The following is a 21308-nucleotide window of genomic DNA, read 5'->3' as shown; positions in this document are numbered from 1 at the left end:
GAATTGCTTTCATGGGTAAGGGGCCATTAACCTTGCACATGACAAGGCACCTCACACATCAAGAGTGCCGCTACTCCTGACCGGACCGACCGGATCAAGACCGACTAATGGCGCCGCGGCGCCGGACGCTCGAACGAGCACGCTGGAGGAGACCCATGGCAGGCCAGACCCTTTACGACAAGTTGTGGTCGCAGCATCTGGTCAAGCAGCGCGACGATGGCAGCGCGCTGATCTACATCGACCGTCACCTGCTGCACGAAGTGACTTCACCGCAGGCCTTCGAGGGGCTGCGTCTGGCCAAGCGCAAGCCGTGGCGGCTGGACGCCAATCTGGCGACGCCGGATCACAACGTGCCCACCACGCTGCTCGAGCGCGCCGAAGGCAATGCCGGCATCAAGGATCCGGTGTCGCTGATCCAGGTGCAGACACTCGACGACAACTGCCAGTCGTTCGGCATCGAGGAGTTTCGCATCAACGACGCCCGCCAGGGTATCGTCCACGTGGTCGGCCCCGAGCAGGGCGCCACCCTGCCGGGGATGACCGTGGTCTGCGGCGATTCGCACACCGCCACCCACGGCGCCTTCGCGGCGCTGGCCCACGGCATCGGGACCTCCGAGGTCGAGCACGTGCTGGCGACCCAGTGCCTGCTGGCGCAGAAGATGAAGAACCTGCGCGTGCGTGTCGAGGGCCGGTTGGGCGTCGGCGTCACCGCCAAGGACATCGTGCTCGCGGTGATTGGGCGCATCGGCACCGCCGGCGGCACCGGCTACGCCATCGAATTCGCCGGCAGCGCGATCCGCGAGCTGTCGATGGAAGGCCGCATGACCATCTGCAACATGGCCATCGAGGCCGGCGCCCGGGTCGGCCTGGTGGGGGTCGACGACACTACCATCGACTATCTCCGCGAGCGCCCCTACGCGCCGGCGGCCGATCTCTGGGACGCCGCGGTGGCCGACTGGCGCGCGTTGGTCTCGGACGACGATGCCGTGTTCGACAAGGAGGTGGTGTTCGACGCCGCCGAGATCGCCCCGCAGGTCACCTGGGGGACCAGCCCCGAGATGGTCGCGCCGGTCACCGGCTCGGTACCCGACCCGGATGCCGAGGCCGACGAGACCGTGCAGGGCGGCATCCGCCGCGCGCTCGCCTACATGGGTCTGGCGCCGCAGCAGAAGATCGCCGACATCCGGCTCGACAAGGTGTTCATCGGCTCGTGCACCAACTCGCGCATCGAGGACCTGCGCGAGGCGGCCAAGGTCGCCCGCGGCGGGCGCATCGCCGACTCGATCAAGCTGGCGATGGTGGTGCCGGGCTCCGGCCTGGTCAAGCGCCAGGCCGAGGCCGAGGGGCTCGACAGGGTATTCATCGAGGCCGGCTTCGAGTGGCGCGAGCCGGGTTGCTCGATGTGCCTGGCGATGAACGCCGACAAGCTCGAGCCCGGCGAGCATTGCGCCTCGACCTCGAACCGCAACTTCGAGGGTCGCCAGGGCTACGGCGGTCGCACCCACCTGGTCAGCCCGGCGATGGCCGCGGCCGCCGCGCTGGCCGGTCACTTCGTCGACGTTCGTGAATTCCATGCCCAGCCCCAGGAGGCCTGAACCATGCATGCATTGAAGACGCACCGGGGCCTGGTGGCGCCGCTCGACCGCGCCAACGTCGATACCGACCTGATCATTCCCAAGCAGTTTCTCAAGTCGATCAAGCGTACCGGCTTCGGTCCCAACCTGTTCGACGAGTTGCGCTATCTGGACGAGGGCTACCCGGGCCAGGATGTCGCGAAGCGCCCGCTCAACCCGGACTTCGTGCTCAACCAGCCGCGTTACCAGGGCGCCAGCGTACTGCTCGGACGGCGCAACTTCGGTTGCGGCAGCTCCCGCGAGCACGCGCCCTGGGCGCTCGAGGACTTCGGCTTCCGGGTGATCATCGCGCCGAGCTTCGCCGACATCTTCTACAACAACGCCTTCAAGAACGGCATCCTGCTTATCGCCCTCGACGAGGCCACGGTCGAGCGGCTGTTCCAGGCCGTCGAGGCCAATGAAGGCTATCGGCTGGACGTCGACCTCGAGGCGCAGACCGTCACCACCCCGGAAGGCGAGGTGCTGCACTTCGACGTCGATGCCTTCCGCAAGCATTGCCTGCTCAACGGCCTCGACGACATCGGCCTGACACTCGAGCACGAGGACGCGATCCGCGAGTTCGAGCAGCGTCATCGTCAGGCGCGGCCCTGGCTGTTCCGCCAGGCCGGCTGATCGGAATCTCGTCAGCTCCCAGACAACCACAACGCTGGACGCAAAAAGGGATACCGCCAACGGGCGGGCGCGCAGGGAAAGCGCCTCTATACGAATTAGGAGGGTTGCAATTATCGACGTGAGCGAGAGGCGCTGGGGACAGGTCGAAGAGGAGGTCATTTGCCATGGATGGCAAATGTAGCGCCCACGGATGGGTTCACAGCGCCTCCTCGAAGACCTGTCGCCGGGCAGCCTCGCGTTCGACTGTCATCCACGATAGCCCTTGTTCACGAATCCGCGGCCTCGCAGGAGGCCGGGTACGCTAGGAAACGCTCATGAGTCGCAAGATTCTCGTTCTGCCGGGCGATGGCATCGGCCCGGAAATCACCGCCGAGGCGGTCAAGGTGCTCGATGTCTGCCGCGCGCAGGGCCTCGACGTGACCCTCGAGGAGGGGCTGGTCGGCGGTGCCGGCTACGATGCCACCGGTGAGCCGCTGCCGGCCGATACGCTGAGCAAGGCCAGGGCGGCCGACGCGGTGCTGCTGGGCGCCGTCGGCGGCCCCAGGTGGGACGCCCTGGAGGATATCGCCAAGCGCCCCGAGAAGGGCCTGCTGGGCCTGCGCAAGGAGCTCAACCTGTTCGGCAACCTGCGCCCGGCGATTCTCTACCCGCAGCTCGCCGAGGCCTCGAGCCTCAAGCCCGAGATCGTCTCCGGGCTCGACATCATGATCGTCCGCGAACTCACCGGCGGCATCTACTTCGGCCAGCCGCGCGGCATCGAACAGCGCGACGGCCAGCGCGTGGGCTTCAACACCTACGTCTATTCCGAGGCCGAGATCGAGCGCATCGGCCGGGTGGCCTTCGAGATGGCACAAAAGCGCGGCAAGCGGCTGTGCAGCGTCGACAAGGCCAACGTGCTCGAGGTCACCATGCTGTGGCGCGAGGTGATCAACCGCCTGGCGCCGGAGTACCCCGACGTCGAGCTGTCGCACATGTACGTCGACAACGCCGCCATGCAGCTGGTGCGCGCGCCCAAGCAGTTCGACGTGATCGTCACCGGCAACATGTTCGGCGACATCCTCTCCGATGCCGCGGCGATGCTCACCGGCTCGATCGGCATGCTGCCCTCGGCGTCGCTCAACGAACACGGCCAGGGCATGTACGAACCCTGCCACGGCAGCGCGCCGGACATCGCCGGACAAGGCCTGGCCAACCCACTGGCGACGATCCTCTCGGTGGCCATGATGCTGCGCTACAGCCTCGACGAGAACGCCCTGGCGCTGCGCATCGAGCGCGCCGTGGGCCGGGTGCTCGACCAGGGCCTGCGCACCGCCGACATCGCCTACCCGGGCACGCGGCAGGTGACCACCGCCGAGATGGGCGACGCCGTGGTGACGGCTTTTCACGAAGGCTAGCCAGGGCCCGAGCGGGGCGGCGAGGCAGGCCTGGGGCTGATTTGTTAGAATGGCGTTTATTCACCAGCCGTTTTGTCCGGAATCCCGGGTAAGTCACAGCACATAGGTTACCGAACACGAGGAGGACCGTTTTCATGTTGAAAGTCGGATTTGTGGGTTGGCGAGGCATGGTCGGCTCCGTGCTCATGCACCGCATGCGCGAGACCGATGACTTCACCGGTATCGAGCCGGTGTTCTTCACCACGTCGCAGGTCGGCAAGCCGGGCCCCGATGTCGGCGTCGAGGTGCCGCCGCTCAAGGATGCCTTCGACCTCGAGGCGCTCAAGGCGCTCGACGTCGTGGTCACCTGCCAGGGCGGCGACTACACCGGCGAGGTCTACCAGCCGCTGCGCGAGTCCGGCTGGAAGGGCTACTGGCTGGACGCCGCCAGCACGCTGCGCATGAGCGACGATGCGACCATCGTCCTCGATCCGGTCAACCGTCACGTGATCGATGCCCAGCTCGACCGCGGCACCCGTACCTTCGTCGGCGGCAACTGTACCGTCAGCCTGATGCTGATGGGGCTGGGCGGGCTGTTCGACGCCGACCTGATCGAGTGGATGACCTCGATGACCTACCAGGCGGCTTCCGGTTCCGGCGCCAAGCACATGCGCGAGCTGCTCAGCCAGATGGGCTCGCTGCGCGACAGCGTGCAGCACGAGCTCGAGGATCCCGCCAGCGCGATCCTCGATATCGATCGCAAGGTCTCCGAGGCGATGCGCGGCGAGGGCTTTCCGGTCGAGAACTTCGGCGCGCCGCTGGCCGGCGGCCTGTTGCCGTGGATCGACAAGGCGATGGACAACGGCCAGAGCAAGGAAGAGTGGAAGGGCGGTGTCGAGAGCAACAAGATCCTCGGCCACGGCGCCAATCCGATCCCCATCGACGGTCTGTGCGTGCGAATCGGCGCGATGCGCTCGCACAGCCAGGCGTTCACCATCAAGTTGAAGCGCGATGTGCCGATGGATGAGATAGAGGATCGCATCGCCAGGCACAACGACTGGGTCAAGGTGGTTCCCAACGAGAAGGAAGCCACCCTGCGCGAGCTGACGCCGGCGGCGGTCACCGGCACCATGAACGTGCCGGTGGGGCGCCTGCGCAAGCTGGCGATGGGCGGTGAGTACCTGACCGCCTTCTCGGTCGGCGACCAGCTCCTGTGGGGTGCCGCCGAACCGCTCAAGCGGATGCTGGCGATTCTGCGCGAACGCTAGGTGCCCACAGCATGGCGAATCGTACCGCGACGCCTCCTTCGGGAGGCGTCGTTGCGTTGGCGGCGAGAGAATCTGTCGTCGCTTGTCCCATGCCCTGCCTCGGTGAGCAGATTTATGGTAAGTAGGAATGAGCGGTAAGTGAGCCAAACAAATGACGTCATCACTCATGCGGGGGTGGCGCGGCGCCCGACGCGGGGAACATCGATGAGACGCACACTATCCTGGGGCACGCTATTGTCGTTGCTGGTGGCCAGCCCCATGGCGCTGGCCCTGGGGATGGCGGCTCCACGGGTCGAATCCACGCTCGACGCGCCGTTGCAGGCCAGCTTGCCGCTCACCGATATCGGCGGGCTCGATCCCTCGCTGATCAAGGCACGCCTTGCCTCGGCCGATGCCTTTGCCGAGGCAGGCATCCCGCGGACCACCCTGGTGGAAAGCGTGAACGCCGCAATCTCCCGCGGGCCCGGCGGCCTGACGGTGATGCTGAGCACCTCGCAGGCGGTGCACGAACCCTATCTCAACCTGCTGTTGACCCTCGAGTGGCCGGGCGGCCGGCAGCGTCAGGAAGTCACCCTGTTGCTCGATCCGCCGGGCTATGCGCAGATGCCGGCGTTGCAATCGGAATCGGCTCGGTCGCTGGATCGGCCAGCGCGGGCCGAAACGGCGGAACCGTCGCCCGGGCCGACGATCGCGCGCCGCGAGTCCGCCGCGGCGGGGCGGATCCGTGTCGCCAGTGGCGATACGCTATGGGTGCTGGCCGATCGCGTGCGCCCCGAGGGGGTTGGCATCGAACGCATGATGCTGGCCCTGCAGCAGGCCAACCCCGAGGCGTTTCCCGGCGGCAACATCAACCGCTTGCGCGCCGGTGCGACGCTCGACGTGCCCGATCGGCAGGCGATACTCGCCAGCGACGACGATGCCGGCCGGCGTGTCGAGCAACAGAATCGCCTGTGGCAGGCGCAGCGCGACGGCGAAGCCGGCGACAGCGAGGCTGCCGATGGAACTGTCGCTACCCGCATGGGAGCGGAGGGTGGCGTGGAGAACGCGAGCGGCGCCCGAACCGACCAGGGGCAGGACCCGTCGCGGTTGACGCTGCTCAACGACAGGCCCCTCGACGCGCCTCAGGCCGCGGACGGGGCCGACGCGGGCGCGGCGTCGCTCCCGACCGAGGCCCGCGAACGGCTGGCCGGGCTCGAGGCGCAGCTCGCCGACACCCGCCGGGCCCTGGAGCGGGCGCATGAGCAACGCGACCAGCTGGCCGGTCAGGTCGGCACCCTGAGCGAAGAGGTCGACGCCCTGCGCGAGCAGCTGGAGGGCCTGTCGGCGGCCCGGCAGGCGGCGGCTGGTGACTCGCGGCCGGTCGGGGCTCAGGCGGAGGAGGGCACGCCGGAACGGGCTCGGCCGCCCGTCGAGACGTTGGGTCAGGCTGCCTGGCGCTGGTTCGGCGATAACGCGGTGCCGCTCGCCGCCGCGGCGCTGGCGCTGCTGCTGGCCCTGTGGCTGGTCGTGCGGCGGCGTGCGCGGCATGCCGAGGAGGATGCCGCCCCGGCGTCGCGCTATACTGCCATGGGTGGAGCCATGCCGGGACGCAACGAGCCGGCGATGGCCGGGCGCGAAACCTCGGCCGGCCCCATCCCGGCGTCGCCTGCGGTCTCGCCAGAGTCGCCGGCCGCCGCGACCGCCTCGAGCCAGTCGCCGTCCGATTCGGCCCCCGAGGCGGAAACCGTCAGCGAGGCCGAAATTTATCTCGCCTACGGTCGTTACGACCAGGCCCGCGAACGACTGGTGCAGAGTCTCGCCGCTGATCCCGGGCGTCACGACTTGCGGGTCAAGCTGCTCACCGCCTGCGTGGCGCTGGGCGATCATGACGCCGCCGAGCAGGAGGCCGCCTATCTCGATGCGCACGGCGACGAACAGCAGCGCGCCGAGGCGCGTGAAACCCTCGCGCGGCTGATGCCCGCCAGCCCGACGGTACCTGGGTCGGAACGCGCTGTGCCCACGACTGGCCAGGTGCCGGCCGCCGAGTCGCGCGACGTCGCCGAGCCGGATGCGTCGGCTCCCGGCCCCGACGAGTCACCGTCCGCCGAGGGGCACCCCGAGCCGCTCTCAGGGGAGGCCGATGATGAGGTTGCGCCATCGGCGCTGGCCGATGCGACCTTGGCCGAGGACCCGGAGGCGGGGCGCGTCATCGATTACCGGCCGCCGAGTCTCGACGCCGAGCCCGAACCGCGCGCGGCGGAACTGGCCCAGCCGGTGGTCGACTTTCCCGACGACCCGCTGGGGTTCGACGATGCCCCGTCCGAGATCGATGACGATCATGCCACGCTCGCCGATGAGCGGCCCGCGGCCCGTGGCGAGTCGCCATCGACCGATGATGCGAGCGGCTGGATCGTCGAAGAGGTGGCGTTCGATCCACTCGATCTGGATAATGAGCGCTCCACGAACCACGCTTCGCCGGCGGGTCCGGCGTCCGCCAACGCCGCAGCACAACTGGATCATGCCCGCCAGCGTCTCGACCGCGGCGAGCGCGAGGCGGCTCGCGAGCTGCTCGATCCACTGCTGGAAGAGGAAGGGACGCCGGTTGCCGCTGAAGCGCGGGTGTTGATCGAACGCCACCGCCTGTAGACCCGTAGACTCGCGGTCCAGGTGGTTCAACCTGACGGAAGTCGATGCCTCTTTTCGAGTTTCTCGATGATCATCAGCGCCTCGAAGGCCGCCTGGCCATGGCGGTCGAATACGACGGCACGCATTACTGCGGCTGGCAGCGCCTGAAGCAGGCGCCGTCGGTACAGGAATCGCTCGAAGCGGCGCTCGGTCGGGTCGCGGCGGCACCGGTCCAGGTGCACTGCAGCGGGCGTACCGACAGCGGCGTTCACGCCACGCGCCAGATCGTGCACTTCGATGCGCCGGCACCGCGTTCGACCAAGGCCTGGGTCTATGGCGCCAACGCCAATCTGCCGCGCGATATCGCGGTGCGCTGGGTGGCGCCGGTGGCCGATGACTTCCATGCCCGGTTCCTGGCGCTGGCGCGGCGCTATCGCTACGTGATACTCAACCAGCCCAGCCGCCCGGTGCTAGAGCGTGCCAACGCCACCTGGTGTCGCGAGCCACTGGACGCCGAGCGCATGCACGCCGCCGCCCAGGAGCTGGTCGGCGAGCATGACTTCTCGAGCTTTCGCGCCGCCGGCTGCCAGTCGAAGTCGGCGACCCGCCACGTGCATTTCATCGAGGTCAAGCGTTACGGCACGCTGGTGGTCATCGATATCCAGGCCAATGCCTTTCTGCATCACATGATCCGCAACATCGCCGGGGCGCTGGTCGCCGTCGGGCGTGGCGATGAACAGGTCGGCTATCTGGGGCACCTGCTGACGCTGCGCGACCGGACCCTGGGCAATGTCACCGCCCCGGGGTGTGGTCTGCACTTCGTCGACTCGATCTACGACGAGCGCTTCGAGCTGCCTCGAGAACCGCTGGGGCCCAGCATGCTGGGTTTTCTCGGCGAGTGGAGCGGCGAGCGCGGGCTGCCGGATTCGCCGATGGTGCGCTATCGGCGTGGCCTGCCGGGGGCGCGGCATCCGGCCAGCCTCGATGCCGCCAGCGGCTGACCTTGTAACCAGGCCCGGCCGGCACCGAGCAGGCTGGCCCGGGGATCCAGGAGACCCACCATGCGCACACGGGTAAAAATCTGCGGCTTGACGCGGGAAGAGGATATCGACGCCGCCGTGGCGGCGGGTGCCGATGCGCTGGGCTTCGTGCTCTGGCCGGGCAGCGCGCGGGCGCTCGATCCCGGGCACCTCGCCCGGCTGGCGGCGCGGGTGCCGGCCTTCGTCACCCGGGTCGGGCTGTTCGTCGACCAGGATGACGAGTTCATCCGCCGCTGCACCCCGTACCTGGATCTGATCCAGTTTCACGGCGACGAGTCGCCCGAGGCGTGCCGCCGGGCGCCCCTCGCCTGGGTCAAGGCACTGCGCATGCGCGAGGGTATCGACCTGCACGCCGCCGCCGAAGCCTATCGCGAGGCCCGTGCGCTGCTGCTCGATGCCTATCGGCCGGGCGTGCCGGGCGGCACCGGCGAGGTTTTCGACTGGTCGCGGATCCCCGCAAACCTGGCAAAACCTGTTATCCTCGCTGGAGGCTTGACGCCCGACAATGTCGGCGAGGCGGTGCGCCGTGTCCGGCCCTTTGCCGTCGACGTTTCCGGTGGCGTCGAGGCCGCCCGTGGCATCAAGGACCCCGCCAAGCTGCATGCCTTCACCGAACACGTGAACCTGATCCCAGAATCCTAAGCCAAGCGACCCTGTGAGGTGTCTTTCGTGACCACGTTCAGCGACCTGACCCGGCTGCCCGATGCCCGCGGCCATTTCGGCCCGTACGGCGGCCGGTTCGTTTCGGAGACCCTGAGCTTCGCGCTGGAGGATCTCGAGAAGGCCTATGCGAGCCTTCGCGACGATGCCGATTTCCAGGCGGAATTCGATCGTGACCTGGCGACCTACGTAGGTCGTCCGTCGCCGCTGTATCACGCGCAGCGGTGGTCCCGCCAGCTCGGCGGCGCACAGATCTGGCTCAAGCGCGAGGATCTCAACCACACCGGCGCGCACAAGGTGAACAACACCATCGGCCAGGCGCTGCTCGCCAAGAAGAGTGGCAAGCCGCGGGTGATCGCCGAGACCGGCGCCGGTCAGCACGGCGTCGCCACGGCCACGGTCGCCGCGCGGCTGGGCCTGCAGTGCGACGTCTACATGGGCGCCGAGGACGTTCAGCGCCAGAAGCTCAACGTCTACCGCATGCACCTGCTCGGCGCCAACGTGATCCCGGTCGAGTCCGGCTCGCGGACCCTCAAGGACGCCATGAACGAGGCATTGCGCGACTGGGTGACCAACGTCGACGACACCTTCTACATCATCGGCACCGTGGCCGGGCCGCACCCGTACCCGATGCTGGTGCGCGACTTCAACGCGGTGGTCGGTCGCGAGGCGCGCAGGCAGTCGCTCGAGCAGATCGGCCGGTTGCCCGACGCGCTGATCGCCTGCGTCGGCGGCGGTTCCAACGCCATGGGGCTGTTCTATCCGTTCGTGGAGGACGCCGAGGTGGCGATGTACGGCGTCGAGGCCGGCGGCGACGGTGTCGATACCGGGCGTCACGCGGCGCCGCTGACCGCCAACGCGCCGGCCGGCGTGCTGCACGGCAACCGCACCTACCTGATGTCGGACGACAGCGGCCAGGTGCTCGAGACGCATTCGATCTCGGCAGGGCTCGACTACCCGGGCGTGGGTCCGGAGCACGCGCTGTGGAAGGATGTCGGCCGCGTCCAGTACGTGGCCGCCAACGACGACAAGGTGCTCGAGGCGTTTCGCGAGCTCACCCACATGGAAGGCATTATGCCGGCGCTGGAGTCGGCGCATGCGCTGGCCTACGCCAAGGTCCTGGCGCCGACCATGGCGCCCGACCAGCACATCGTGGTCAACCTGTCCGGGCGCGGCGACAAGGATATTCTGACCGTGGCCAAGATCGATGGCGTCGAATTCTGAAGGCGGCGTTCAAATCCTTCGTTCGCTGCTTTGAACTTCCGCCTTTGAGGGAAAGAAGATAATGAACCGTATCGACCAACGTTTCGCCGCCCTCAAGGAGCAGGGCCGCACCGCGCTGATTCCCTACATCACCGCCGGCGATCCGGGGCCGCAGCACACGGTGGGCTTCATGCACGCGCTGGTGGCGGCGGGTGCCGACGTCATCGAGCTGGGGATGCCGTTCTCGGACCCGATGGCCGACGGGCCGGTGATCCAGAAGGCCTGCGAGCGCGCGCTCAGGGCGCGGACCCGGCTGACCGACATCTTCTCGATGGTCGCCGAGTTCCGCCGCGACGACGCCGAGACGCCGGTGGTGCTGATGGGCTATCTCAATCCCATCGAGCGCCTCGGCCACGCCGCCTTCGCCGAACAGGCCGCCGCCGCCGGCGTCGATGGCGTGCTGGTCGTCGACATGCCGCCGGAAGAGAGCGACGAGCTCGCGCCGCTGTTCAGGACGCACGGCCTGCAGTCGATCTTTCTGGTCGCCCCTACCACCTCGCGCTCGCGTGCCGCTACAATATGCGCCCACGGCGAGGGCTACCTGTACTACGTTTCCCTCAAGGGGGTGACCGGTGCCGCCACGCTCGACGTCGAGGGCGTCGAGCGTCAGTTGCGCGGCCTGCGCGAGTTGACCGAACTGCCGCTGTGCGTCGGCTTCGGCATTCGCGACGGTGCTTCGGCCGCCGCCGTGGGGCGCATCGCCGACGGCGTGATCGTCGGCAGTGCCCTGGTATCGCGTATCGCCGAGCGTGCCGAGCGGCCCGAGACCATCGCCGAGGCGCTCGAGGAAGTGCTCGGCGAGATGCGTCAGGCGCTCGATGACTGAGCCCCAGTGGCCCTTCACGCGCATTCGTCGGGCCCGGCCTAGCGCCGGGCCCAGTGACCGCAGCAGAATGGATACCTCCCGACCATGAGCTGGCTAGACAAGATCGTGCCGTCCATGGGACGCGTTCAGCGCAAGGATCGTCGCACCAGCGTGCCCGACGGCCTGTGGCGCAAGTGTCCCAAGTGCGACGGGGTGCTCTACCTCCCCGAGCTTGAGAAACATCACAACGTCTGCCCCAAGTGCGACCATCACTTGCGCCTGACGGCCCGCAAGCGCCTCGACTGGTTCCTCGACAGCGAGGGCCGCGAGGAGATCGCCGCCGAGCTGCAGCCCGTCGATCGCCTCAAGTTCCGCGACTCCAAGAAGTACAAGGACCGCCTGGCGGCCGCCCAGAAGGAGACCGACGAGAACGATGCGCTGATCGCCATGCGTGGCTCGCTCGACGGCCTGCCGGTGGTGGCCGTGGCCTTCGAGTTCACCTTCATGGGCGGCTCGATGGGCGCGGTGGTCGGCGAGAAGTTCGTGCGCGCCGCGACCGTCGCGCTTGAAGAGGGCGTGCCGCTGGTGTGCTTCGCCGCCTCCGGCGGGGCGCGCATGCAGGAAGCGCTTTTCTCGCTGATGCAGATGGCCAAGACCTCGGCCGCGCTCGAACGCTTGAAGCAGGCCGGGGTGCCCTACATCTCGGTGCTCACCGATCCGGTGTTCGGCGGCGTCTCGGCGTCGCTGGCGATGCTCGGCGATCTCAACGTGGCCGAGCCCAATGCGCTGATCGGCTTTGCCGGCCCGCGGGTCATCGAGCAGACCGTGCGCGAACAGTTGCCGGAAGGCTTCCAGCGCAGCGAGTTCCTGCTCGAGCACGGTACCGTCGACATGATCGTGCACCGTACGGAGATGCGCGAGCGGCTCCTCGGGGTGCTGCGCAAGCTGACCCACCACGCCCTGCCGCCGCGCGAGGACGAGCCCCTGGATGGCGAACACGCGGCCGATGGCGAGGCCGGTCCGCTGGTCGACGACGAATCGCTGGATGACCGTCGCTGAATGAGCCGGACCGTGCCTGACCCCGCCAGCGCGTCCGCTCGAGAGCGTTCCCTCGAGGCCTGGTTGGCGCGGCTCGAGCGCCAGCACCCGGTGGCTATCGACCTGGGGCTCGAGCGCGTGGCCCTCGTCGCCGAGCGGCTGGGCTTGACCGGATCGCCGATCGCCGGAGCGCTGATCAGCGTCGCCGGGACCAACGGCAAGGGCTCGACGGTGGCCATGCTCGAGTCACTGGCCGGCGCTCACGGGCGCTCGACGGCGGCCTACACCTCGCCCCATCTGCTGCGCTACAACGAACGCCTGCGCCTCGACGGCCGCGAGGCCGACGATGCCTTGCTGGTCGCCGGCTTCGAACGCGTCGAGGCCGCCCGCCTGGCTCCCGAGCCGGTCAGTTTGACCTATTTCGAGGTCGGCACGCTGGCCGCGTTGTGGGCGATCGCCAGGCATCGCCCCGACGTGGCGATCCTCGAGGTCGGTCTGGGGGGGCGGCTCGACGCGGTCAACGTCGTCGATCCGGATGTCGCCGTGATCACCAGCGTGGCGCTCGATCACGCCGACTACCTGGGCACCGACCTGAGCGCCATCGGCCGCGAGAAGGCGGGTATCCTGCGTGGCTCTCGGCCGGCGGTGCTCGGGCACGACCTGCCGGCGAGCGTGTTCGCCGCCGCCGAGGCCTGTGGAGCTCTGGCGTGGCGCCTGGGGCGGGACTTCAAGCGCACGACGCCTGCCCCTGCGCCCGATGGCGAAGTATGGCAGTGGCGGGGCGTCGATCACCAAGCCCGGGCATGCCGGCTGGATCGACTGCCGGTTCCGGACCTGCCGCTGGACAACGCGGCGCTGGCGCTCCAGGCGCTGGCGCTGGCGGGTGTCGCGCTGGAGCCTTCCGCCTGTCGTCGGGCCCTGGCCGAGGTCACGCTGGCCGGGCGCATGCAGTGGCTCGGCAACTGGTGCCTGGACGTCGCCCACAATCCCCATGCGGCGGGCTACCTGGCGGCCCGGCTCGCCGAACGGCGGCGTCCGGCGCGGCGGATCGCGCTGCTTGGCATGCTGCGCGACAAGGATGCGCAGGGCGTGCTGGAGGCGCTATCCTCGCAGGTGGACGCCTGGGTCACGGTCAGCCTCGAGGGTCCGCGCGCGCGCAGCGCCGGGGAACTGGCCGAGCAGCTCACGGCGCATGGCGCGACGGTGCTGCAGCGCGCCGATTCGCCGGCGGCCGGTGCCACCTGGCTGGCGGCGAGGCTCGCGGCCGACGACGAAGTGTTGGTCTGTGGTTCCTTCTATACCGTGGCCGAGGTGCTCGGCTGGCACGCCGCCCGGGAAAGCCGTGGCGAAGCCGGAATCGAGGCCGGAAGCGCTCGGCATGGCCGTTAGAGGATTCGCTAGGAGAGTGACATGAAGTACGGAATGCGCGAACGCGTCAGCGGCGCCGTGATTCTTCTGGCCCTGGGGGTGATCTTCATTCCCATGCTGTTCGACGATCCGCCGGCGCGCGAAGACCGCCCGGAGCCGGTGCTCACCATCGAGCAGCCGATCGATGTCGAGCAGACTCCCGTCGAGGCGCCCGAGCGCCCCGCGAGCCTGGGTGAAATCCAGTCGCCGCAGGCGCCGCGCCAGTCGCCGGCGGACGATGCCCAGCCCGATGCTGGCCAGGCCAGCGATACCCGGCCCGAGGCGAATGAGGCCGGGCAGGTCGCTTCGGGCCCACCCCCGGAAAATCGCGACTCGCCTGCCGAGCCGGATGCGCCGCGCCCCGATCCGATCGCCGAACTGGCCCAGCGTGCCGGGCAGGGCGGTCAGCAGGGCGAGTCCGGCGCGCCGGCGAGCGCCGATGACGCACGGACCAGCGCCCCGGCGGTCGCCGAGAACGGCAACTGGGCGGTGCAGGTGGGTAGCTTCGGTCAACCGGACAACGCGGCGCGCCTCGAGAAGCAGCTCGACGAGCAGGGCTTCGAGGCTTACAGCCGGCCGCGGGACAATAACCTGACGACGGTCTACGTGGGGCCGTTCGCCAGTTCGGACGACGGCGAGCAGGCGCGCACCGCGCTCAAGGAGCGGGCCAACATCCAGGGGCTGCTGATCCGGGTGCAGGAGGGCGAATGACCTTCACCTGGCTGGACTGGCTGTTTCTGGCCGTCCTGGCCGCATCGATGCTGGCGGGCTTCATGCGCGGGCTGGTCCGCGAGGCGCTGGGCCTGGGGGCCTGGATCGTCGCGCTGCTGGCCTCGCGGTGGCTGGCGCCGCCGCTGGCCGAGCGGCTCGGTGGCTGGATCGACAGCCCCGACGTGCGCCTGGTGGTGGCGTTCGTGGCGGTGATCTTCGTGGTGATCCTGCTCTGCGGGCTGGTGATTCGCGGTGTTCAGGCGGCCATCGAGTGGGTTGGCATGGGCTTCTTCAATCGCCTGGCCGGGGCCGGGTTCGGCGTGCTGCGCGGCGGTGCGATCCTGGTGCTGGCGACGGTATTGATCAGCCTGACGCCATTGATGCAGCTGCAGTCCTGGCAGCAGGCGCAGCTGCGACCGACGTTCGAAGAGCTGCGCGACTGGGCGGTGGCGCGTTTCGTCGACTGGCAGCAGCGCAACCCGGAAAAGCTCGACGAGATTCGTGCCTTGTCGCTGCCGGTCGATCGGCATAACACGGGCCTGCCGGATACCGGCGGTCTTTCACGGGCGTCCGAGGCCTCGGGCGCTGCGGGTCCATTGCAAACGAGGTAAGGCGGAATGTGCGGTATCGTGGGCCTCATGGCCACCCAGCCGGTCAATCAGGCGCTTTATGATGCACTGACGGTGCTTCAGCACCGGGGGCAGGACGCCGCCGGAATGATGACCTGGCATGAAGGACGCTTCCTGCTGCGCAAGAGCAATGGACTGGTGCGCGACGTATTCCACACCCGGCACATGACGCGTCTCAAGGGCCACCTGGGCATCGGCCATGTGCGCTACCCGACCGCGGGCTCGTCGAGTGAGGCCGAGTCGCAGCCGTTCTACGTCAACTCGCCCTACGGCCTGGCGTTGGCGCACAACGGCAACCTGACCAACTCGGACCAGCTCAAGCAGGAGCTCTATACCACCGACCTGCGTCACATCAATACCAGTTCGGACTCCGAGGTGCTGCTCAACGTCTTCGCCCACGAACTGGGCAAGCAGGGGCACCACCTGAACCCCGAGGACATCTTCGACGCGGTGCGTCGCGTGCATCGCCGTTGCCGGGGCGGCTATGCCGCGGTGGCGATGATCAACGGCTTCGGCATGGTGGCGTTCCGCGATCCGCAGGGCATCCGGCCGGTGGTGTTCGGCTCGCGCCAGACGCCGCAGGGCCAGGACGTGATGATCGCCTCCGAATCGGTGGCGCTGGACGTCGGCGGCTTCGAACTGGCGCGAGACCTGGCGCCGGGCGAGGCGATCTTCGTCGACCTGCAGGGCGCGGTGCACACCCAGTTGTGTGCCGACCGGCCGCTATTGGCGCCGTGCATCTTCGAGCATGTCTACCTGGCGCGGCCCGACTCGATCCTCGACGGCGCCTATGTCTACGGCACGCGCATGCAGATGGGGCGCAAGCTCGGCGATCGCCTTCTCCGGGAGTGGCCGGAGCACGACATCGACGTGGTGATCCCGATTCCCGACACGTCGCGGACCTCGGCGCTGGAGCTGGCCCAGCATCTGGGCGTGACGTACCGCGAAGGCTTCATGAAGAACCGCTACATCGGGCGTACCTTCATCATGCCGGGGCAGACCCAGCGCAAGAAGTCGGTGCGCCAGAAGCTCAACGCCATCGATGTCGAGTTCGCCGGCAAGAACGTGCTGCTGGTCGACGACTCCATCGTGCGCGGCACGACCTGCAAGCAGATCATCCAGATGGCCCGCGAGGCCGGGGCCAACAAGGTCTATTTCGCCTCGGCGGCGCCGCCGGTGCGCTATCCCAACGTCTACGGCATCGACATGCCGGCGGCCAGCGAGCTGATCGCCCACGGCCGCAGCGAGGCGGAAGTCGGCGAGCTGATCGGCGCCGACCGGATCTTCTATCAGGATCTCGAGGACCTCAAGGCAGCCTGTCGCGAGGTCAATCCGCAGATCGAGCGGTTCGACTGCTCGGTATTCGACGGCGAGTACGTCACCGGGGATATCGACGCGGACTATCTGGCCGCGCTGGAGGCCTCGCGCAACGATGCCGCCAAGACCCAGGACGGCACCGGTCACGCGGTGGTCGATCTGCACAACGATGTCGAGGACTACGACTAACGGGGGCCTGATGCACGAACACGACTTCGACGGCGACGCCTGGTCGCTGGACACCCTGGCGGTACGCGCCGGTCATGTACGCAGTGCCGAGCAGGAGCACAGCGAGCCGATCTTCGCGACCTCGAGCTTCGTCTACGGCAGCGCCGCCGAGGCGGCGCGCAAGTTCGGCGGCGAGGAGCCGGGCAACATCTACTCGCGCTTCACCAACCCCACCGTGCGCGTCTTCGAGCAGCGCCTGGCGGCATTGGAAGGCGGCGAGCGCTGCGTGGCGACCAGCTCGGGCATGGCGGCGATTCTCTCGACCGCGCTGGCGCTGCTCGAGGCCGGCGACGAGATCGTCGCCTCGCGTTCGCTGTTCGGCTCCACGGTGAGTCTGTTCAGCAAGTACCTGGGCAAGTTCGGCATCACCACGCGCTACGTTGAACTGGGCAACCTCGACGAGTGGCAAGCGGCGATCACTCCCGACACCAAGCTGCTGTTCGCCGAGACGCCGTCCAATCCGCTCTCCGAAGTGGTCGATATCGCCGCGCTGGCCGAGATCGCTCACCGGCACGGCGCCTGGCTGGCGATCGACAACTGCTTTCTGACCCCGGCCCTGCAGCGCCCGCTGGATCTCGGCGCGGACCTGGTGATCCACTCCGCCACCAAGTACCTCGATGGCCAGGGCCGGGCGATCGGCGGCGCCGTGGTGGGGCGTGACAAGGAGCTCGAGGAGCTGTTCGGGGTGGTGCGCACCTGCGGGCCCTGCATGAGCCCGTTCAATGCCTGGATCTTCCTCAAGGGGCTGGAGACGCTGGGCCTGCGCATGCGCGCCCACTGCGAGAGCGCCCTGGCACTGGCGCGCTGGCTCGAGGCTCACCCGGCGGTCGCCCGGGTGCACTACAGCGGCCTGGAGAGCCATCCCCAGCACGCCCTGGCCCGGTCGCAGCAGGCGGGCTTCGGCGCGGTGCTCGGGGTCGAGGTCGTCGGCGGTCGTGAGGGCGCCTGGTCGGTGATCGACGCCACGCAGCTGATGTCGATCACCGGCAACCTGGGTGATGCCAAGTCCACCATCACGCATCCCGCGACCACCACCCACGGACGTCTTTCCGACGAGCAGAAGGCCGCCGCGGGGATCAGCGAGGGGCTGATTCGCATCGCCGTGGGGCTGGAGGGGCGGGTCGACCTCGAAAGGGACCTGGCGCGGGGCCTCGATCGGCTCGTCTAGCCGGGGGGCCGCCGTCCGCTTGCCATGAGCGCTCCGCCCCGCGGAGCGTTTTCGTGTCCGCGCGGCGTTGCCCTTGAAGCCGCTCGCATCATCGCCATCTATGCTGCATGAGTGAGTTTTCCCGCCAAGGAGTGGAATCATGAAGATACTGATGGTGCTGACCTCGCACCATGCCCTGGGCGATACCGGCAACAAGACCGGTTTCTGGCTCGAGGAGTTCGCCGCGCCCTACTATGCCTTCAAGGATGCCGGCGCCGAGCTGACGCTGGCCTCGCCGGCCGGTGGGCAACCGCCCGTCGACCCCGCTTCCACCCAGCCGGATGCGTTGACCGAGGCCACCCGGCGTTTCGACGACGATCCCGCGGCCAAGCAGCAGTTGGCCAACACCGTGGCGCTATCGACCGTCAATAGCGAGGATTTCGATGCGGTCTTCTACCCCGGCGGCCATGGCCCCTTGTGGGACCTGACCGACAACGCCGATTCCAAGCGCTTGATCCAGGCATTTCTTGCCGCCGACAAGCCGGTGGCCGCGGTCTGCCATGCGCCGACGGTACTGCTCAACGTGGTCGGCGATGACGGCAGGCCGATCGTCGATGGACGCCGGGTCACCGGGTTTGCCAACAGCGAGGAGGAGGCGGTCGGCCTGAGCGAGGTGGTGCCGCACCTGCTGCAGGATGAGCTGGTCAAGCGCGGCGCGACCTACGAGCGCAGCGAAGACGACTTCGCCCCCTTCGAGTTGCGCGATGGGCTGTTGATTACCGGCCAGAATCCGGCTTCCAGTGCACCGGCCGCCCGCCTGCTGTTGCAGGTGCTCTCGAAATGACCACCGCTGCAGTGGTGCCCGGGCGATTTTCTCGCGGATTGTTTCCTCAGGGGAAATGATGCTTTAACCCTTTGCCGGCTGCCACGCATCGTCATAGTCTCTATGCTGATCGAACGCGATCATCACGGAGACGGTCCATGTGGCGTAATACCCGATCGGGGTGGGGGCTGGTCAGCATCCTCGTCCATTGGCTGAGCGCGCTGGCCATCCTCGGACTGTTTGCGCTCGGCTGGTGGATGACCGGGTTGGGCTATTACGACGACTGGTATAATCGAGCCCCCTGGATCCACAAGTCGCTCGGCATGCTGGTGCTGGGCGTATCCATCCTGCGGCTGCTATGGCGTCTCGTGCCTGCCACGCCGAGCGCTCACGGTCATCGCCTCGAGCGGTTGGCCGCTCATCTCGGCCATGGATTGATCTATGCCGTGATGCTGGTGATCTTCATCAGCGGTTATCTGATTTCCACCGCCGACGGGCAGGCGATCAGCGTCTTCGGCTGGTTCGGCGTGCCGGCGCTGGTAACCGGCCTGCCCAACCAGGCCACCGTGGCCGGCGATATTCACTGGTATGCCGCCTGGACGCTGATGGTCCTGGTGCTGGGACATACCCTGGCGGCTTTCAAGCATCATTTCGTGGACCGCCAGGATACCCTGGTGCGCATGCTCAGTCCGCGATTCGCGCAACGTCCCCCCGAGTAACGGCATCTTCGGTGCCGATCGTCCAACTGCAGGAGTATTCGACCATGTTGAGCAAGACTGCCATTGCCCTGGCCGGCGCCGCCTCCCTGTTGCCGCTGGCCGCGGCCCAGGCTGCGGACTACCAGATCGACAGCGAGAACCAGCACGCTTTCATCCAGTTCAAGATCAGCCACCTGGGGTATTCCTACATCCTGGGTACCTTCGATGACTTCACCGGTTCGTTCAGCTATGACCCGGAAAATCCCGGCGAGTCGAGCGCCAATGTCACGGTCGACGTGACCAGCCTGGATACTGCCCATGCCGAGCGTGACAAGCACATCCTGAGCGGCGATTTCCTCAATGCCTCTGAGTATCCGCAGGCGACCTTCGAATCCACCGGCTTCGAGTCCACCGGCGAGGGTACCGGCGAGTTGAACGGGGACCTGACCCTGCACGGGCAGACCCAGCCGATCACCATGGAGGTCGAGCACATCGGCGGCGGCGAGGACCCCTGGGGCGGTTATCGTCAAGGCTTCGAGGGCTCCACCATGCTGGAGCTGGCCGATTACGGCATCGACATGAGCAAGTTCCCCGAGCCGATGCATCGGCTCGAGCTGTACGTCACCTTCGAGGGTATTCGCCAGTGACGGCCTGCCATCGGCCATGAGCGGGGCGCCTACGGGCGCCCTTTTCGTTTCCGCAGTCGCCAGCCAGAGTTTCAACGCTTATTGTCCTCTAGAGGGGTTGTGGAAGCCGTGGCATGTCTCTAATGTCGAAATCAAAACAACAACAGTAACAAAACGATACCCGCCCCGGGTCGCACGCCAAGCGACGCAAACGATAACCATAACAATGGCTACCCACAGGTAATGCTGCATGACCCAGACCCTCGAAGCTGCGCCGCAGACGCAGGCGGCGACCGACAGCGCGTGTTTTGCCCGCTTCCGTAACGTCCAGAAGAGCTACGACGGCGTCGAGCTGGTGGTCAAGGACTTCAACCTGGACGTTCGGCAGGGCGAATTCGTCACCCTGCTGGGGCCGTCCGGCTCGGGCAAGACCACTTGCCTGATGATGATGGCGGGGTTCGAAACCCCGACCCATGGCGAGATCCTGCTCAAGGACGAACCGATCAATGGCCTGCCGCCGCACAAGCGCGGTATCGGCATGGTCTTTCAGAACTATGCGCTGTTCCCGCACATGACGGTGGCCGAGAATCTGGCCTTTCCCCTCGAGGTGCGCCATCTGAGCAAGGCCGAGATCAAGCAGAAGGTCCAGCGCGCCCTGTCGATGGTCCGCCTCGAGGAGTTCGGAGATCGCCGGCCGGCGCAGCTGTCCGGTGGCCAGCAGCAGCGTGTCGCACTGGCGCGCGCGCTGGTCTTCGAGCCCGAACTGGTGCTGATGGACGAGCCGCTCGGCGCGCTGGACAAGAACCTGCGCGAGGAGATGCAGTACGAGATCAAGCGCATCCATGCCGAGCTGGGGGTGACCATGATCTACGTCACCCACGATCAGACCGAAGCGTTGACGATGTCCGATCGCATCGCTGTCTTCAACGATGGCGTGGTTCAGCAGCTGGCCTCGCCCGATACCCTCTACGAGCAGCCCGAGAATGCCTTCGTCGCCTATTTCATCGGCGAGAACAACCGCCTGCGCGGCGAGGTGACCGAGCTTTCCGGCGAACGCTGCAAGGTACGCCTGGACAGTGGCGAGACGGTGTTCGCCAAGCCGGTCGCGGTCGCCGAGGCCGGCGCCCGGACCACGTTGTCGCTACGTCCCGAGCGGGTCAGCCTGGTACGCGAAGGCAGCCACGATTTCGAGAACCGCTTCCCGGCCAAGGTCCAGGAAGTGATCTACCTCGGCGATCATCTGCGCACACGGCTTGCGGTCTGCGGCAACGACGAGTTCATCATCAAGACTCCCAACGCCGACGGTCATACCGTGTTGCGTCCCGGGGAAACGGTCGAGATCGGCTGGTCGAGCGCCGATTGCCGGGCTCTGGATGCCTGAGGCGAATCCTTCGTCGAATCGGGGCACCTCAAAGCGATGTCGCC

General features: G+C 67.6%; 19 protein-coding genes. All 19 read left to right on the top strand.

Translation table 11 applies throughout. The annotated features are described in order from the left end of the window. The first annotated feature begins 155 nt into the window (after nt 1-155). The 19 genes from leuC (at nt 156) to HR9077_RS12230 (ending at nt 21264) form a co-directional block, all read left to right on the top strand. The gene (leuC, locus tag HR9077_RS12320) at nt 156-1595 is read left to right on the top strand and encodes a 3-isopropylmalate dehydratase large subunit (protein ID WP_136067279.1); all 1440 of its coding nucleotides are present in this window, start codon (nt 156-158) and stop codon (nt 1593-1595) included. Nucleotides 1596-1598: 3 nt separating this feature from the next. Continuing rightward, nucleotides 1599-2246 carry a 3-isopropylmalate dehydratase small subunit gene (gene leuD / locus HR9077_RS12315; protein ID WP_136067278.1) on the top strand — a complete coding sequence of 216 codons (648 nt, stop codon included), beginning with the start codon at nt 1599-1601 and terminating at the stop codon, nt 2244-2246. A gap of 314 nt (nt 2247-2560) precedes the next feature. Then, a complete protein-coding gene (gene leuB, locus HR9077_RS12310; RefSeq protein WP_136067277.1) occupies nt 2561-3640 on the top strand; it encodes a 3-isopropylmalate dehydrogenase in 1080 nt (359 codons plus the stop codon). 134 nt (nt 3641-3774) lie between these two features. Further along, entirely contained in the window at nt 3775-4887 is a 1113-nt protein-coding gene (asd, locus tag HR9077_RS12305) for an aspartate-semialdehyde dehydrogenase (protein WP_136067276.1), read from the top strand. A 204-nt stretch (nt 4888-5091) separates the two neighbouring features. Beyond that, nucleotides 5092-7512: a type IV pilus assembly protein FimV gene (locus HR9077_RS12300; protein ID WP_136067275.1), complete on the top strand. Its 2421-nt coding sequence runs from the start codon at nt 5092-5094 to the stop codon at nt 7510-7512. 44 nt (nt 7513-7556) lie between these two features. Then, entirely contained in the window at nt 7557-8492 is a 936-nt protein-coding gene (gene truA, locus HR9077_RS12295) for a tRNA pseudouridine(38-40) synthase TruA (RefSeq protein ID WP_136067274.1), read from the top strand. Nucleotides 8493-8552: 60 nt separating this feature from the next. After that, nucleotides 8553-9173: a phosphoribosylanthranilate isomerase gene (locus HR9077_RS12290; RefSeq protein ID WP_136067273.1), complete on the top strand. Its 621-nt coding sequence runs from the start codon at nt 8553-8555 to the stop codon at nt 9171-9173. Nucleotides 9174-9200: 27 nt separating this feature from the next. Beyond that, entirely contained in the window at nt 9201-10415 is a 1215-nt protein-coding gene (trpB, locus tag HR9077_RS12285; protein ID WP_136067272.1) for a tryptophan synthase subunit beta, read from the top strand. Between the two features lie 61 nt (nt 10416-10476). Continuing rightward, nucleotides 10477-11280: a tryptophan synthase subunit alpha gene (trpA, locus tag HR9077_RS12280; RefSeq protein WP_136067271.1), complete on the top strand. Its 804-nt coding sequence runs from the start codon at nt 10477-10479 to the stop codon at nt 11278-11280. An 84-nt stretch (nt 11281-11364) separates the two neighbouring features. Then, on the top strand, nt 11365-12318 hold the full coding sequence (gene accD, locus HR9077_RS12275) for an acetyl-CoA carboxylase, carboxyltransferase subunit beta (protein WP_136067270.1): 954 nt from the start codon (nt 11365-11367) through the stop codon (nt 12316-12318). Between the two features lie 12 nt (nt 12319-12330). Beyond that, nucleotides 12331-13686, top strand: coding sequence for a bifunctional tetrahydrofolate synthase/dihydrofolate synthase (gene folC / locus HR9077_RS12270; RefSeq protein ID WP_244613175.1), 1356 nt, complete (start codon nt 12331-12333; stop codon nt 13684-13686). Between the two features lie 21 nt (nt 13687-13707). Beyond that, on the top strand, nt 13708-14415 hold the full coding sequence (locus HR9077_RS12265) for an SPOR domain-containing protein (protein WP_136067268.1): 708 nt from the start codon (nt 13708-13710) through the stop codon (nt 14413-14415). Then, nucleotides 14412-15026 (top strand): CvpA family protein, encoded by a 615-nt coding sequence (locus HR9077_RS12260; protein ID WP_136067267.1) that lies wholly within the window; start codon nt 14412-14414, stop codon nt 15024-15026. Before HR9077_RS12265 ends, HR9077_RS12260 begins: the two co-directional genes overlap by 4 nt. A gap of 6 nt (nt 15027-15032) precedes the next feature. Further along, nucleotides 15033-16550 carry an amidophosphoribosyltransferase gene (purF, locus tag HR9077_RS12255; protein ID WP_136067266.1) on the top strand — a complete coding sequence of 506 codons (1518 nt, stop codon included), beginning with the start codon at nt 15033-15035 and terminating at the stop codon, nt 16548-16550. Between the two features lie 10 nt (nt 16551-16560). After that, entirely contained in the window at nt 16561-17757 is a 1197-nt protein-coding gene (locus tag HR9077_RS12250; RefSeq protein ID WP_136067265.1) for an O-succinylhomoserine sulfhydrylase, read from the top strand. A gap of 139 nt (nt 17758-17896) precedes the next feature. Continuing rightward, the gene (locus tag HR9077_RS12245; RefSeq protein ID WP_136067264.1) at nt 17897-18580 is read left to right on the top strand and encodes a type 1 glutamine amidotransferase domain-containing protein; all 684 of its coding nucleotides are present in this window, start codon (nt 17897-17899) and stop codon (nt 18578-18580) included. 137 nt (nt 18581-18717) lie between these two features. After that, a complete protein-coding gene (locus HR9077_RS12240; protein WP_136067263.1) occupies nt 18718-19278 on the top strand; it encodes a cytochrome b in 561 nt (186 codons plus the stop codon). A gap of 44 nt (nt 19279-19322) precedes the next feature. Beyond that, nucleotides 19323-19904, top strand: a complete 582-nt coding sequence (locus HR9077_RS12235) for a YceI family protein (RefSeq protein WP_136067262.1) — start codon at nt 19323-19325, stop codon at nt 19902-19904. Nucleotides 19905-20133: 229 nt separating this feature from the next. Then, a complete protein-coding gene (locus HR9077_RS12230; protein ID WP_136067261.1) occupies nt 20134-21264 on the top strand; it encodes an ABC transporter ATP-binding protein in 1131 nt (376 codons plus the stop codon). Nucleotides 21265-21308: the final 44 nt, after the last annotated feature.

This window comes from Modicisalibacter radicis, from assembly GCF_900961225.1.
GTDB lineage: Bacteria > Pseudomonadota > Gammaproteobacteria > Pseudomonadales > Halomonadaceae > Modicisalibacter.
Note: the sequence above shows the minus strand (reverse complement) of the source record. Positions and strands in the feature narration are given on the sequence as shown.

What these genes read in the sequence shown, in the direction of transcription:
- purF (WP_136067266.1), top strand. Translation starts at nt 15,033, where the DNA reads ATGTGCGGTATCGTGGGCCTCATGGCCACCCAGCCGGTCAATCAGGCG.
- HR9077_RS12230 (WP_136067261.1), top strand. Translation starts at nt 20,134, where the DNA reads ATGACCCAGACCCTCGAAGCTGCGCCGCAGACGCAGGCGGCGACCGAC.
- HR9077_RS12235 (WP_136067262.1), top strand. Translation starts at nt 19,323, where the DNA reads ATGTTGAGCAAGACTGCCATTGCCCTGGCCGGCGCCGCCTCCCTGTTG.
- HR9077_RS12240 (WP_136067263.1), top strand. Translation starts at nt 18,718, where the DNA reads ATGTGGCGTAATACCCGATCGGGGTGGGGGCTGGTCAGCATCCTCGTC.
- truA (WP_136067274.1), top strand. Translation starts at nt 7,557, where the DNA reads ATGCCTCTTTTCGAGTTTCTCGATGATCATCAGCGCCTCGAAGGCCGC.
- HR9077_RS12260 (WP_136067267.1), top strand. Translation starts at nt 14,412, where the DNA reads ATGACCTTCACCTGGCTGGACTGGCTGTTTCTGGCCGTCCTGGCCGCA.
- HR9077_RS12245 (WP_136067264.1), top strand. Translation starts at nt 17,897, where the DNA reads ATGAAGATACTGATGGTGCTGACCTCGCACCATGCCCTGGGCGATACC.
- trpA (WP_136067271.1), top strand. Translation starts at nt 10,477, where the DNA reads ATGAACCGTATCGACCAACGTTTCGCCGCCCTCAAGGAGCAGGGCCGC.
- HR9077_RS12265 (WP_136067268.1), top strand. Translation starts at nt 13,708, where the DNA reads ATGAAGTACGGAATGCGCGAACGCGTCAGCGGCGCCGTGATTCTTCTG.
- leuC (WP_136067279.1), top strand. Translation starts at nt 156, where the DNA reads ATGGCAGGCCAGACCCTTTACGACAAGTTGTGGTCGCAGCATCTGGTC.
- accD (WP_136067270.1), top strand. Translation starts at nt 11,365, where the DNA reads ATGAGCTGGCTAGACAAGATCGTGCCGTCCATGGGACGCGTTCAGCGC.
- asd (WP_136067276.1), top strand. Translation starts at nt 3,775, where the DNA reads ATGTTGAAAGTCGGATTTGTGGGTTGGCGAGGCATGGTCGGCTCCGTG.
- HR9077_RS12300 (WP_136067275.1), top strand. Translation starts at nt 5,092, where the DNA reads ATGAGACGCACACTATCCTGGGGCACGCTATTGTCGTTGCTGGTGGCC.
- HR9077_RS12290 (WP_136067273.1), top strand. Translation starts at nt 8,553, where the DNA reads ATGCGCACACGGGTAAAAATCTGCGGCTTGACGCGGGAAGAGGATATC.
- leuD (WP_136067278.1), top strand. Translation starts at nt 1,599, where the DNA reads ATGCATGCATTGAAGACGCACCGGGGCCTGGTGGCGCCGCTCGACCGC.
- HR9077_RS12250 (WP_136067265.1), top strand. Translation starts at nt 16,561, where the DNA reads ATGCACGAACACGACTTCGACGGCGACGCCTGGTCGCTGGACACCCTG.
- leuB (WP_136067277.1), top strand. Translation starts at nt 2,561, where the DNA reads ATGAGTCGCAAGATTCTCGTTCTGCCGGGCGATGGCATCGGCCCGGAA.